Consider the following 13,358-nt stretch of genomic DNA (forward strand, 5'->3'; position numbering starts at 1 on the left):
CCTCAGTTGAGCTTGACCGTCGCGGGCGCGCCCTCGGTGTAGCTGATCGTTCCGCCGACGAATGTCTGGGTGCAGAGGTCTGCGGAGCAGGTCTCGGCTCCCGTCGGCCACCCGAGCGCACCCCGCACCCAGCCCGCCTTGCTGTACGCGGCCATGACCGTCGCAGACGAGACGAAGGTGCCGCGCGCGGAAGAGTGGACCCATCCGTTGGCATAGCGCTGAGCCAGCCCGCTCCCCCTAGGATCCGCGACCGACTGGACTTTCGCCTGCGGCTCGCCGAGAGACTCGGTGACGGTGGTCTGCTCCGCCACGGCTGTGGCGATCGCCGTCTGGTCGACACCGATGCGCGAGACCGCCGCCTTGCGATGCAGATACTCCACGATGCCTCCCTCGAAGGGCTGCATGCACGCTGTCCCGGTGCACAGCAGGTCGCCCGTGGGCCACCCCAGTTCGCCGCGCAGCCACCCGGCGGCGCTGTAGGCGTTCATCACCACGGTCGGCGACGCGAACGTCCCGGCATCGGACGAGTGGATCCATCCGCCGGCGAACTGCTGAGCGGTGCCGTCCCCGTTCGGGTCGGTGATCGGATTCTCCGGGGCCACGGGCCAGCCGAGGTAGCCGCGCAGCCACCGTGCGGCGCTGTAGGCGGTCATCGTGTCCGTCGAAGAGGCGAAGGCGCCGAACGACGAAGCGTGCACCCATCCCCCGGCGTACTTGCGAGCCAGCCCATTGCCGTTCGGGTCCGTGACCACCTGCACGGCGGACTGGGCAGTGCCCAGGCCGGCGTCGGCACCTGCTCTGACCGCAGCCAGCTCGTCCGGCCCGACGTCGAGGATCGAGATCGCCGGCTTGCCGGGCGAGTACACGATCAGACCCCCATCGAACGCCTGGGAGCAGATCGTCGCCTCGCAGGTCTCAGCGCCGGTGGGCCAGCCGAGGCCGCCGCGAACCCACCCTGCGCTGCTGTAGGCCGTCATAACGGTGTGGGACGAGACGAAGGTTCCGTATCCGGAGGAGTGGACCCAGCCGCCGTCGAACTTCTTCGCCAGTCCGGAGCCGTTGCGATCGACGACGAGCGCCGCGGCCTCGAGTTCGCCCGTCGAGCCGGCCGAGCGCTGTGCGCCCAGAGCCTGGTCGATGGCAGCCTCGGTCACGCCGGCGTGCGTTGCCGCCGGCTCGCCGGCGAGGGCGGAGATGACGCCGCCCGCGAAGCGCTGGGCGCACGCGCCGTTGGTGCACACGAACGGACTCGACGGCCAGCCCAGCGAGCCGCGCACCCACTGCGCCGCGCTGAAGGCGGTCATGATCACACCGGGCGACACGAACGTCCCGCTCTCGGAGGTGTGGATCCATCCGCCTTGGAAGCCTTGTGCGAGGCCGTTCCCGTTCGGATCGGTCACCGCCTGCTCGGCTGTGGTCGGCCACCCGAGGCTGCCACGGACCCAGCCGGCCGAGCTGTACGCGTCCATCTGGCTGGCCGTCGTCGTGAACGTTCCTCCGCTCCAGGAATGGATCCACCCGCCTTCGTACTTCCGTGCGAGTCCACTGCCCTTGGCATCCGACACCACCTGGACGGCACCGACCGGCGCGCCCAGCGGACCGGCGGCGCCGCCGCGGGCGAGATGCTCCTGCTCGATGGCCGCCGCCGACACGCCCAGCGTGGAGACGCCCTCGCCTTCGCCCCAGACGTAGGAGATGATGCCGCCCGCGAACGCCTGCGTGCAGATATTGCTCGTGCACACCGTGTGGGACGTCGGCCATCCGAGGTCGCCGCGCAACCACCCCGCCGCGCTGTAGGTGACCATGATCGCCGTGCGCGAGGAGAACGTCCCCGCGCTGGAGGAGTGGATCCAGCCGCCCTCGAACTTCTGCGCGACGCCGTTCCCGTTCGGGTCGGTCACGATCGCTGCGGCAGCCAGAGGCCTGCCGAGGCCGCCGGCGGCGCCCCCCATCCGCTTCCACTCGGTCGCGATGGCACCCGAGACGGGATAGCTGGCGGGCGCCGCGACGCTCTGGGTCGAACCGAACCAGTCGGTGAAGAACTGATAGAAGTTGCGGTTTCCGTAGGACGAACACGAGTCGCCCGTGCCGTACCCCGCGCGGATGGCTGCGGCATTCGGGCGGTACGGCGTGTAGTAGTAGAGGTTCGCCGTGGCCTGGTTCTGGACGTAGACCGGCGAGGTCCCGCACGCCGAGTTGGGGTGCCAGAGGATGTTCCACGTCTTTCCCGGGGCGTACCACGTGAAGAACTGGCTCGTCCCGGGAGGATTCGCGTAGCGCTTCATCTGCCACGCACCGCCGAAGACCTGGTTGAAGAACCCGTAGTAGCGCGTGTCGCACGCTGCGGTGTCGGGGCATCCCTGACCCATCGCGGCGCGGTAGTTGTACGACGAAGGAGCAGAGGAGAGGATGAGGCCCTGCTCCTTCTGGAGCATCACGAGAATCACCTGGGGATTGATGCCGCAGGCCTGCGCCACCTTGTAGATGATGCGCGACGCCCTCTCCCGCACGCCGCCCGAGTAGGCGCCGCACATGGCGTCGGCCGTCGTGGTGCGCGACGTGTCGTAGTAGTCCTTGAGGCAGGTGTAGCCGGAGCGGCAGCTCGAGACCTTGGACTGAAGGAACGACTGGATCTGCGACTCGGTCATCGTGGAGCGATTGAAGAACACCGCATCGCTGATGATGTTCCCCGCCTGGAACTTGCTGAGATCGGCTGCCTTCACGATCCCCGTCGTCGCACTCGGACCCGACGCTCCGGCGGCCGCAGCAGCTGCCGGAGCAGCCAGAATTCCGAGTGTCATCGCCACGATCGCGATCGTCGCTGCGGCCGTCCGCTTCATCCGTGCGCGCGCGCCGTCGTCCCTAGCCCCCACCATGTGAACAGTGTGACGGAAGTGGCGGATGATGACAACTTTTTTCCCAATCAGCATGACCGACACGCCGTTTCGGGCGACTTCCCGGCCCACTTCCCCTCAGAGCTCGGCATGCAGCAGCCACACCTTGTCTGCTGCCTCACGCCACGAGAACACCCGCCCGCGGTCTCCGCTGAGCACCGCGAGCCGCTCAGCCGCCGCCGTCGTCGCCAGGGCGGAAGCCAGTGCGGCTCCGATCCCCCCGGCGAGGGCCGCGGCATCCGTGTCGGCGATCAGCTCGCCGCCGTCCACGACGACCTCGCGGTTCACGTCGGTGGATGCCGCGATGACGGGCACGCCGAGAGTGAGCGCATCGACGATCCGCCAGGGGAACGCGACCCGACGACTCGGGGCGAGGAAGGCCAGCGCCGCGCCGAAGACCGCCGCGCGATCAGACGCGGGGAGGGCGCCGCGGACGTGCAGGCGCCGTTCGGCGATCCCCGCCGCCTGGGCGAGGTCGGCGACCGCCGGCTCGAGCCCGTCCTCGACGTCGATCACCACGACGGGAAGGTCGGCGCCCGAGTCCGCGATCGCCTGGAACCCGACCTCGAGCCCGTCGGACGGCGCCGGTCCGCCGGCGAGCAGCACGAAGCCCTCCGGCAGGTCAAGTGCCCTGCGCCTGCCGATCTCGTCGGTCGGCACGGCGAACCCGAGCGGCGAGGCCCCCGCGATCACGCGGATACGGTCGCCCACCCGGGCGATGCCGGCCAGACGCTGTCCGATCGAGTGCGTGGGGACGACCACGGCGTCCGCGTGCTTGACGGCCCGCTTGAGCATCGCCCGGTGCCACGCGACCGTGGCGCGAGAGAGCTCGCCCGGCGCCTCCCACGGGCGCAGATCCCACACCGTCACCACCGTCTGGTCGTGGTTGTGGACGCGGTCGTGCTTGACGAGCGGAGCGAGCAGCGTCGGCGAGTGGATCATGCCGGCGCCGATGCCGGTGCCCACGCCGAGCTGGAGCGCTGCCGCGAGTTCACGACGCGGCAGCGCCGTGCGACGCAGCCCGGCCAATCCCGGCACCTCGGGGTCGCCGTCACCCCCCGCCGGCGCGATCCCCTCGACCTCGCAGCCGGAGGGCGCGCCCGCGATGAGGGCGCGTGTGAGGTCGCGGGATGCCTCGGCCAGGGCCGGATCTGTGGGCGAGGCGAGCTGGTCCAGCACGACTCGGAGCGTGGCGACCACAGGTCACCCCTCCGGAGACGGCGTCGGCGTCGGCGGGTGCAGCGTCGTGCGCACCAGCTCGGCGATGTAGGCGTAGTCCGGGTCGTACTCGTCGATGCCGCCCGCGGGCGTCAGCTCGATGGTCGACACCGGCTGCTCCCTCGCCTTCATCGCGAGCTCGGCCAGGAACGGGATGAGCGACTGCGGCAGATCGGTTTCGACGATGTCGGCCCCGGCGTCGGCGACCTCCTGGAACCGGGTCAGCACCGTTTGAGGGGTGAACTGCGCGAGGATCGCCTGCTGCAGGGCGCGCTGCCGCTCCATGCGGTCGAAGTCGTCGGTCGTGTAGCGGGAGCGGGCGTACCACTGCGCGGTGTCGCCGTCCATGCGCTGCGTGCCGGGCTCGATCCACCCGATGGCCCAGTCCTCAGCGGGCTGCCCCTCGTAGGCCGGGCCCCCGCCCTTCGGCAGTCGCTCGACGACTGTCATCTCGACGCCGCCGAGGGCGTCGATGAGCGACGCGAAGCCGTGCATGTCGATGAAGACGTAGTACGGGATCTCGATCCCGAGGATGCCCTCTGCTGCGTCCTTCGTGGCCTCGATCCCGGGCGCCGACGCGTTCGCCGTCGCGTCCGGATAGAGCAGGTCCCCGTCCTGGCAGACCTCGACCTCGGTGCGCAGCTGGTTGATGCCGCTGCCCCATCCGCACGTCGGGTCGGCGTGACCCTCGTGACCGTCGGGGTAGCGGTCCTGCATCGGCCCTTCCGCGAACGGGAAGTGCGGCATGTCGCGCGGGATGCCGGTGATCGTCGTCGCGCCCGTCTCGGCGTTCACCGAGACCACGGAGATGCTGTCGAAGCGCATGGAGTCCCGGCCCTCACCGCTGTCGGCGCCGAGGAGCAGGATGTTGTAGTAGCCGTCGGACGGCGGGACGGCCGGCCCCGTGACCTGGAAGATCGCGCCGAGCGTCTCGCGGGCGGTCCCGACGGCCGCGGCCGCGTAGGCCGCGGAGCCGCTCGACACGACGGTCAGCAGGGCCGCGAGGGCGACGATCCCGAAGCGCGCGACGGTTCCGGTGCGGACGAGCCGGACGAGCCGCAGGGTGTCGACGGTGAGCACCGCCCACAACACCGCGTAGCCGATGAGTGCTGCCTGGGCGAGGAGCAGGGGGACGGGGCGGAGGAGGGCGAGCCAGTCCGGAAGCCAGGCCCCCGTCGCCACGCTCAGCCCCGCGGTCGGGGCCAGGAGCGCGAAGAGGACGACGACGACCGCGAACACCCACAGCGCAAGGGTCGAGCCGAGCCCGATCCTCGCGAGCCGGTGATTGCCCGCCAGAGCTTGCGCCGAACCGGGGATGAGGAAGTTCATGCCGACGAGCCACCATCCGCGCCTGGTCATCATGGCCGGTGATGAGGAGTCGGGATGACGAAGCGGACGCTCCTCGACGACGCGCGGAGGTCGCGCGGCGGCGGTGCGGGGCGGGCTGGCGACGCTCACAGCGACTCCCTGAGCCGCCGGTTCTTCTCCTCGACCTGGGACTCGAGCTCGCGCGCGTATGCCTCGACGCGATCGGCGAGCTCCGGGTCGGCAGCGCCCAGGATGCGCACGGCGAGCAGGCCGGCGTTCTTCGCCCCGTTGATCGAGACGGTCGCCACGGGAATGCCCGCCGGCATCTGCACGATGCTGAGGAGCGAATCCATCCCGTCGAGCGTCGAGAGCTGCACGGGAACGCCGATCACCGGAAGAGCGGTGACCGACGCGAGCATCCCCGGAAGGTGCGCCGCGCCCCCTGCTCCCGCGATGACGACCCGCAGTCCGCGCTCGCGGGCCTGCCGGCCGTAGCGCATGAGCTTGTCGGGGGTCCTATGGGCCGAGACGACCTCGACCTCGTGGGGCACGCCGAAGTCCGTGAGGATCTGCGAGGCGTCGCTCATGACCCGCCAGTCCGAGTCGGAGCCCATCACGACGCCGACGAGGGGCGCGTCAGAGGAGTGCAGCGGCCGGGTCACCCGACAAGGCTAGGGGCGCACCCTGGAAGAACCCCGCAACGGCGCGGCTCGGCATCCGAATCCCGCTCCTCAGTCGAGGAAGGAGGATGCCGCGGCGCGCGCGCGATAGGCGACGTCGTCGAGGTCCTCCCCCGAGACTGTCACGTGGCCGACCTTGCGCCCGGGGCGGGGGGTCTTGCCGTACGTGTGCACCTTGGCGTCGGGATGCTCGGCCATCGCCGCGGCGAACCGCTCGTCGAGGCCGCCCCGCGCCGGTCCGCCCAGGATGTTGATCATGACCGACCACGGTGCGCGGGGTGCCGGATCACCCAGGGGCAGGTCGAGCACCGCGCGGAGGTGCTGCTCGAACTGGCTCGTCACGGAGCCGTCCTGACTCCAGTGCCCGCTGTTATGGGGGCGCATCGCCAGCTCGTTCACGAGGAGGCGCTCGTCAGTGGTCTCGAAGAGCTCGACGGCCAGCATCCCCGTCACCTCCAAGCCCTCGGCGATCGCGACACCGATGCCGGCAGCGACCTCGCGCAGCCGGTCGCCGGCGTGCGGGGCGGGCGCGAGGACCTCGGCGCACACGCCGTCGCGCTGGACGGTCTCGACGACGGGATACACCGCCACCTCGCCGGACGGGCGGCGGGCCACCTGCTGCGCCAGCTCGCGTGAGAAGTCGACGAGCTCCTCGACGAGGAGGGCGCCGCCCCGAGCGTCTTCGGCGAGCGCCGCGAACCAGTCGTCCGCCTCGGACGCGGCACTCACGACGCGCACGCCCTTGCCGTCGTAGCCGCCCCGCGGCGTCTTGACCACGGCGCGTCCGCCGTGCTCGTCGAGGAACTCCTGGAGCTCGACGGTCGTGGAGACCGCGGCCCAGTCGGGCTGAGGCATCCCGAGCTCTGCCAGCCGCGCGCGCATCACGAGCTTGTCCTGGGCGAACCGCAACGCGCCCGGACCGGGGTGGACGGCGATGCCCGCCTGCACCAGCGCGGCGAGGACGTCCTGCGGAACGTGCTCATGGTCGAACGTCACGACGTCCACGTCCCGCGCGAAGGCGAGGACGGTGTCGGCGTCGCGGTAGTCGCCCACGGCCGATGCCGCGAGGGAGGCCGCCATCGCCTCCTCCTCGGCGAGCACGCGCAGATCTACGCCGAGCTCGACCGCGGGCGCGATCATCATGCGGGCCAGCTGCCCGCCTCCGACGACTCCGACTCGCAGCACCATGGGTCACCTTTCTGCCGCCCTCCATCATTCCGCACGGCGGCGGCGATCGTGGCCGGTGGTCCGGTCAGCGCGCGCCGGGCAGCGGCGGGACCGGCGGCAGCGGAGGCTGGGCGTCGCGGTGGGCGAGGATCTGGTTCACCTCGACCTGGTCGACGAGGGCTTCGTGCACGAGGCCGACGCTCGGGATATCGGAGAGGCGGAGCGGAGCATCCACCCCGTTGGAGAGGGTGAGGGTGCCGGTGCCCCACACGCGCTGAAGCGGGCCACGACGGATCTGCACGGTGTAGCCGCGCACATGGCTCAGCTCCCGGCGGCGCGCGACCAGGATGCCGGAGCGCTCCATCACGCGCCGAGTCGTGATCGTGTAGACGTGCGACCACCACGAGAGGAACGGCAGGAGGACGAGGAGGAACACGACGACCGCAGCGGCCGTGAGCAGCATCCAGTCCTCGAACGGCGCCGGAAGATTCGCGTACAGGTAACCGCTCGCGCCGCTCACCAGGATCAGCACGAGTGCCGACCAGGTGAGGCGCCGGGCATGGCCGCGGAACCGGGCGACGCGCAGCTCGGGGGTGGGAGCCCCGGGAGCCGGCGCCATGGGGCGCCCGCCGTAGCTGAACGGCTGCGTCATGCTCCCCATTGTGCGGGGTCCCCGCGGCGAGCCGTCGGAGCACCGCCGCGCGGCGTCATCCGCGGTTCGCTCAGCGGACGTGGACGACGTCGCCCGCCGAGACCGCGCTCTCGAACTCCGAATCCTGCACGACCACGAGTCGCCCGTCCTCGTCGATCCGCTGCGCCCTGCCGCGAAGGGTCTCGCCATCGGGCAGCGACACCGCCACGTCGCTGCCGATCGTCGAGCACAGGGCCTCCACCTCGCCGAGCACGCCGGACGCGGCCGCACTTCCCCGAGCCGCGATGAGGGCGTCGAGCTGCTCGTCGAGCGCACGGAGGTAGTCGGCGATCAGCCGGTCCTCGTCGGCGACGAGACCGAGCGCCTCGAAAGAAGTGGCCGTCTCGACGGGGAGATCGCTGCGGGGCATTCGCGTGTTCACGCCGGATCCGATCACCACGACGTCGGGATGCCCCGGCACGACCTCCGCGAGGATCCCGCAGATCTTGGCTCCGTCGAGGAGGACGTCGTTCGGCCACTTGAGGCGCGCCTCGTGGGCGGTCCCCTCGAGCTGCGCGGCGACGGCGCGGGTCATCGCCGCCCCGGCGACGAGCGGGACCCATCCGCGAGCCTCGGGAGGAATGCCTCCGACGCGGACGACGACGGAGAGGGCGAGCGCGGTACCCGGCGGTGTCGTCCACGACCTGTCGAGGCGTCCGCGCCCCGCCCGCTGATCGGTCGTCAGCAGCAGCGAAAGGTGCGGCCATTCGTCGGGCGCCGCCTGGAGATGGGCGACGACGTCGGCGTTCGTCGAGTCGGTCGACTCCACGACCTGGACGCGCGGACTCACGGCGGCGGCTCGAGGGTAGCCCTCTTCGGGGATCGGCATGGGCCTCACGCTACCTGGGGCGTCATCGGTTGCGCAGCCCGCTGTAGTACACCCACAGCTTGCGCGATCCGTACTGCACGAGGTACCAGTCACGGATCGAGTCCAGCTGCTCCACGTTGGTTCCGCCAGGCACGACCACCACGACCGGTCCGTTCGCCGAGCTTCGCAGACCGACCGGTTTGGTCGTCGTCATCTGCTCGCGCGGATAGCTCGCCGCGGCCCCGAAGGCGCCGTGGAAATGCTGATACACGGTTCGCGTGATCGCCTGGAACGCCTCCTTCGGCGGGTGGTTGTCGCCGACGATGGAGATCACGAACGTCGACTTCGGTCCGTACACGATGCCCGTGTCGCCCTGCATCAATCCGGACGCGACCCACAGCGCGCCGGGTTTGGTGACCTGCTTCACCCCGACGGGAATCCCTGACGCGATCCGCGAGCGACCGATCTGCATCCCCATCACCTTGAAGAGCGCATCGACGTGGGGCTTGGACAGGATCGATCCGCTGTGGAGCTTCCTCATGAGCAGAGCGAGGTCGTTGGAGGTGGAGCGGTTGCCGGCGTAGAGCACGCTCGTCCCGCGCGGCACCGATCCGTAGTACGTGTTGGTCAGACCGGCGCCGCGGATCATGGCGTTGATGTTGGAGATCCCGATCCAGTGGACGATGTCGGTGTGACAGTAGTTGTCCGAGACGTGGATCATCAGCGAGATGCAGGTGCCGATGGTGAGCCCGGAGGGGAGGCGGGTCGACGTCGACGCGGCGCCCTGCTCGATCCGCTTGTACGCCGCCCACGCGGCGAAGATCTTCATCATGCTCGCCGGCTCGCGGCGGATGCCTCCGCCCACGTTCGTCCCCTGGCCGAGCCCGTTGAGCTCCAGGACGGTCACACTGTAGGTGCCGGAGTATCTCGACATGGTCGACGTGATCGCGTTGTGTAGGTCGGTCTGAAGACGCCTCGTCACCACCGTGCACGTGGTGTTCGTGGCGACAGCCGGTGCGAGCGCGGCGGTGTCGCCGACGGGAAGCAGCCGCACGCCTGCTGCCGCGATCTGCGCCGCCATGTTGTCCTGGACGCACTCGCTGCGCGGATAGTAGAGCGGCTGACCGAGTGCCGCCGCTGCCGCTGCCGCGATGCCGACGTGCGCCGGGCGATCCTTGTTGACCAGCATCGACACCTGCCGTGACGCGCCCGCGTCGGCCGCGACGATCATGGAGAGGGTCGGCGGGTCGATGTGGGCGAGCCGCGACGTGGCGAAACCCGCGGACCGCAGGGCCGGCTCGTACGCCGGAGCCATCGCAGCGGCGAGGCTGCGGACGATGACGACCCGCTGCGTCCCCGCGGAGCGGAGGAGGTCCACCGTCGCCGCGTCGAGGGGCGCGGAGTGGCCGTTGACGATGAGCGTCTTCTTTCCTGTCGCCCGTGCCATCACCGCTGCCAGGGGCGCGTCGTAGTTGGTCTTCCCGCCGGCGATGTAGACCGTGTCGCTCGCGCCGCTCACCTGCGCGAACACGAGCCTCGAGGTCTCGTAGAGCGACGATCCCCCGATGCGCGAGACGGTCGGAGCGACCGTTCGTGCTGCGCTCATCACCGCATCCGACACATAGCCCGGGCCGCCGACGACCACGATCGAACTGGGCGCGAGCCTGCGCAGCTCCGTCAGCACGGTCGCGGGAATGGCGGCGGCCTGGACGTAGAGGAGGGACGCACCGCGCTCGGCGATGAGAGGGGCGGCGGCGGACGCGAAGATCGGGTACGAGCCGTTGACGAGGACGACGGTGTCCGCGCCGGACGGGAAGAGCGCCTGGCTCGCGAGCACCGATGCCGCGAACGTGTCCGCACCGGCGTTGATCCTCTGGACCGAGGGCACGGGGACCTGGGCGAGAGTGACGGCCTCGGGAGCAGCCCGCAGGCTCGGCGCCGCCGGCTCGACGGGCTCGGCCTCGTCGGCAGCCGGGGCGGTCGGGGTCGGGGCGGGGGTCGGTGTCGCCGTGGCGTCCGGCGAGGGAGTCGGGTCCGTCGACGAAGTCGGATCCGGTTCGGCCGACTCGTCGGTCGCAGCCGACGAGTCCTGCGCCGTGTCAGCGCTGGTCGCGGACGCGGGATCATCGTCGACGACGGCGCGCGCGGCCGACACGTCGGTGATCATCGGAATGACCAGTGCCAGGGCCGCGGCGCAGGCGGCCGCCCGCAGCATCCGATTTCTCATCACACGATTCACACCAGTCACAATGCCCCGACGATAGCCGGGACCGGGGCCTGCGGCATGAGAACGGCGTGAGACTTGCGCGAAGTGGACAGAGGCCACTCCGTGAGCAGGTCGCCCTCGACAGCCGATCGCGCCACCCCTTGTGCGAACCCTCCAACCGCTGCGGGAAACCCGCCGATAGGGTGGAAGCCGTGACCGAGCAGCCCGACCTCTCGACGACCGCCGGCAAGATCGCCGACCTCCGCGCACGCTTCCAGGAGGCCGTCCTCGACCCCGAGAGGATCGCCCAGGACAAGCAGCACGCGAAGGGCAAGGGCACCGCCCGTGAGCGCATCGACCAGCTGCTCGACACGGGAAGCTTCGTCGAGCTGGACGAGTACGTGCGCCACCGCACGACCGCGTTCGGCATGGACCGCTCGCGGCCGTACGGCGACTCCGTCGTCACCGGCGTCGGCACCATCCACGGCCGCACGGTCGCGGTCTACTCTCAGGACTTCTCGACCTTCGGCGGATCGCTGGGCGAGGTCGCCGGCGAGAAGATCATCAAGGTCATGGAGCTCGCCCTGCGCTCCGGGATGCCGATCGTCGGAATCCTCGACTCGGGTGGCGCCCGCATTCAGGAGGGGGTTGTCGCGCTCGGCAAGTACGGCGAGATCTTCCGCCTCAACACGCGGGCCTCGGGAGTCATCCCCCAGATCTCGATCATCATGGGTCCCGCCGCCGGCGGCGCGGTGTACAGCCCCGCGCTCACCGACTTCGTCGTGATGGTCGACAAGACGAGCCAGATGTTCGTGACCGGACCCGACGTCATCAAGACCGTCACCGGCGAGGACGTCGGCATGGAGGAGCTGGGCGGCGCGCACACCCACAACACGCGCTCGGGCGTCGCGCACTACCTCGCCGAGGACGAGGAGGACGCGATCGACTACGTCCGCACGATGCTCGGATTCCTCCCCGACAACAACATGGCCGAGCTCCCCGTGTACGAGACCGGGTTCGAGTGGGAGACGACGGATGCCGACCGCGCGCTGAACGCGATCATCCCGGACTCGCCGAACCAGCCGTACGACATCCACCAGGTCATTCGCGGCATCGTCGACGCCGAGGACTTCCTCGAGGTGCAGCCGCTCTTCGCTCCCAACATCGTCATCGGCTTCGGACGGATCGAGGGACGCTCGGTCGGCATCATCGCCAACCAGCCCTCGCAGATGGCCGGCACGCTGAACATCGAGGCAGGCGAGAAGGCCAGCCGGTTCGTGCGGTTCTGCGACGCGTTCTCGCTGCCGATCGTCACCCTCGTGGACGTGCCGGGCTACCTGCCGGGAACCGACCAGGAGTGGACAGGGGTGATCCGCCGCGGCGCGAAGCTGCTGTACGCCTACGCGGAGGCCACGGTGCCGCTGGTCACCGTGATCCTTCGCAAGGCCTACGGCGGGGCGTACATCGTGATGGGGTCCAAGCAGCTCGGGGCCGACGTGAACCTCGCATGGCCCACGGCCGAGATCGCGGTGATGGGCGGCCAGGGCGCGGTCAACATCCTCTATCGCGGCGAGATCAAGAAGGCCGAGGAGGCCGGCGAGGATGTCGCGGCGGTGCGCACGCGCCTCGCGAACGAGTACACCTACAACGTGGCATCCCCGTTCCTCGCCGCCGAGCGCGGCGAGCTGGACGGCATCATCGAGCCCGCGGCCACGCGCGTCTCGATCGCCAAGGCGCTGCGTGCCCTGCGTGGAAAGCGCGCGAGCCTGCCGCCCAAGAAGCACGGGAACATCCCGCTGTGACGATCGCCGGGGATGACGCCGACGGCGTCCGTGTCGAGGTTCAGCGGGGCACGCCGACCGAGGAGGAGCTCGCGGCCCTGATCGCGGTCGTGACCGAGGCGTACGCCGGCGAGGCCGCCGAGGCTGTCGCCGAGGAAGAGGTGCGCAGCGCCTGGTCGCTCACCCAGCGCAACCTGCGCACTCCGCTCCGTCGCGACCTCACCTGGGGCCGCTTCGCGGGCTGAGCCGTCCCGCCGGCCCAGCGCGCGAAGCCGGCTGTCGAGTGCCGCCGCAGGCGGTGTACCGAGACACGCGGGCTGAGCCGTCGCGTCGGCCCAGCGCGCGAAGCCGGCTGTCGAAGAGACTCCGCGTCTCAACATGTCCCCCGAAATACCTACAGACGGATCTCTTGCGCCGCGACGATACTTGAATCGCTGGAACGCTTCTGCGTTCGGCTGACTCGCTCTCCGCTTCACGGCAGATCCGAGTTCGGCCACCGCGGACTGTTTTCGGGTAACGGTCCGCCAGGCGAGGGGCGGGCGGCTTCGCCGCCCCTCGCCTTCCTCGGAGCCCCGTTCCCCGTTTCGGTTCCCCTCCCCCACCGG

The 13,358-nt window shown here is 70.3% G+C and carries 10 protein-coding genes; 2 read left to right on the top strand and 8 right to left on the bottom strand.

Features of this window, described 5'->3' with window-relative positions:
- Positions 1 to 2: 2 nt before the first annotated feature.
- From ACFQ0P_RS01735 to ACFQ0P_RS01770, 8 genes are all read right to left on the bottom strand, one after another.
- Positions 3 to 2,876: an LGFP repeat-containing protein gene (locus ACFQ0P_RS01735; RefSeq protein ID WP_204980008.1), complete on the bottom strand. Its 2,874-nt coding sequence runs from the start codon at positions 2,874 to 2,876 to the stop codon at positions 3 to 5.
- Between the two features lie 96 nt (positions 2,877 to 2,972).
- Positions 2,973 to 4,094, bottom strand: a complete 1,122-nt coding sequence (locus tag ACFQ0P_RS01740) for a glycosyltransferase (protein WP_204980009.1) — start codon at positions 4,092 to 4,094, stop codon at positions 2,973 to 2,975.
- A gap of 3 nt (positions 4,095 to 4,097) precedes the next feature.
- Positions 4,098 to 5,570: an LCP family protein gene (locus tag ACFQ0P_RS01745; RefSeq protein WP_204980010.1), complete on the bottom strand. Its 1,473-nt coding sequence runs from the start codon at positions 5,568 to 5,570 to the stop codon at positions 4,098 to 4,100.
- On the bottom strand, positions 5,567 to 6,034 hold the full coding sequence (gene purE / locus ACFQ0P_RS01750) for a 5-(carboxyamino)imidazole ribonucleotide mutase (RefSeq protein ID WP_204981491.1): 468 nt from the start codon (positions 6,032 to 6,034) through the stop codon (positions 5,567 to 5,569). The genes ACFQ0P_RS01745 and purE overlap by 4 nt, the downstream gene beginning before the upstream one ends.
- A 117-nt stretch (positions 6,035 to 6,151) precedes the next feature.
- Positions 6,152 to 7,288 carry a 5-(carboxyamino)imidazole ribonucleotide synthase gene (locus ACFQ0P_RS01755; protein ID WP_204980011.1) on the bottom strand — a complete coding sequence of 379 codons (1,137 nt, stop codon included), beginning with the start codon at positions 7,286 to 7,288 and terminating at the stop codon, positions 6,152 to 6,154.
- A gap of 64 nt (positions 7,289 to 7,352) precedes the next feature.
- Positions 7,353 to 7,919, bottom strand: coding sequence for a PH domain-containing protein (locus tag ACFQ0P_RS01760; protein ID WP_204980012.1), 567 nt, complete (start codon positions 7,917 to 7,919; stop codon positions 7,353 to 7,355).
- 70 nt (positions 7,920 to 7,989) lie between these two features.
- Entirely contained in the window at positions 7,990 to 8,787 is a 798-nt protein-coding gene (locus ACFQ0P_RS01765) for a biotin--[acetyl-CoA-carboxylase] ligase (protein WP_204980013.1), read from the bottom strand.
- A gap of 22 nt (positions 8,788 to 8,809) precedes the next feature.
- Complete coding sequence (locus tag ACFQ0P_RS01770; RefSeq protein WP_204980014.1) at positions 8,810 to 10,993, bottom strand: serine hydrolase; 2,184 nt, start codon at positions 10,991 to 10,993, stop codon at positions 8,810 to 8,812.
- A gap of 191 nt (positions 10,994 to 11,184) precedes the next feature.
- Between ACFQ0P_RS01770 and ACFQ0P_RS01775 the strand changes: the two genes are divergently transcribed.
- On the top strand, positions 11,185 to 12,774 hold the full coding sequence (locus ACFQ0P_RS01775) for an acyl-CoA carboxylase subunit beta (RefSeq protein WP_378771152.1): 1,590 nt from the start codon (positions 11,185 to 11,187) through the stop codon (positions 12,772 to 12,774).
- Positions 12,771 to 12,998 (top strand): acyl-CoA carboxylase subunit epsilon, encoded by a 228-nt coding sequence (locus ACFQ0P_RS01780; protein ID WP_204980016.1) that lies wholly within the window; start codon positions 12,771 to 12,773, stop codon positions 12,996 to 12,998. The genes ACFQ0P_RS01775 and ACFQ0P_RS01780 overlap by 4 nt, the downstream gene beginning before the upstream one ends.
- Positions 12,999 to 13,358 lie beyond the last annotated feature (360 nt).

It is taken from the genome of Microbacterium insulae (assembly GCF_042677065.1).
GTDB lineage: Bacteria > Actinomycetota > Actinomycetes > Actinomycetales > Microbacteriaceae > Microbacterium > Microbacterium insulae.

What these genes read in the sequence shown, in the direction of transcription:
- ACFQ0P_RS01765 (WP_204980013.1), bottom strand. Translation starts at nt 8,787, where the DNA reads ATGCCGATCCCCGAAGAGGGCTACCCTCGAGCCGCCGCCGTGAGTCCG.
- ACFQ0P_RS01755 (WP_204980011.1), bottom strand. Translation starts at nt 7,288, where the DNA reads ATGGTGCTGCGAGTCGGAGTCGTCGGAGGCGGGCAGCTGGCCCGCATG.
- ACFQ0P_RS01770 (WP_204980014.1), bottom strand. Translation starts at nt 10,993, where the DNA reads ATGAGAAATCGGATGCTGCGGGCGGCCGCCTGCGCCGCGGCCCTGGCA.
- ACFQ0P_RS01760 (WP_204980012.1), bottom strand. Translation starts at nt 7,919, where the DNA reads ATGACGCAGCCGTTCAGCTACGGCGGGCGCCCCATGGCGCCGGCTCCC.
- purE (WP_204981491.1), bottom strand. Translation starts at nt 6,034, where the DNA reads ATGGGCTCCGACTCGGACTGGCGGGTCATGAGCGACGCCTCGCAGATC.
- ACFQ0P_RS01735 (WP_204980008.1), bottom strand. Translation starts at nt 2,876, where the DNA reads ATGGTGGGGGCTAGGGACGACGGCGCGCGCGCACGGATGAAGCGGACG.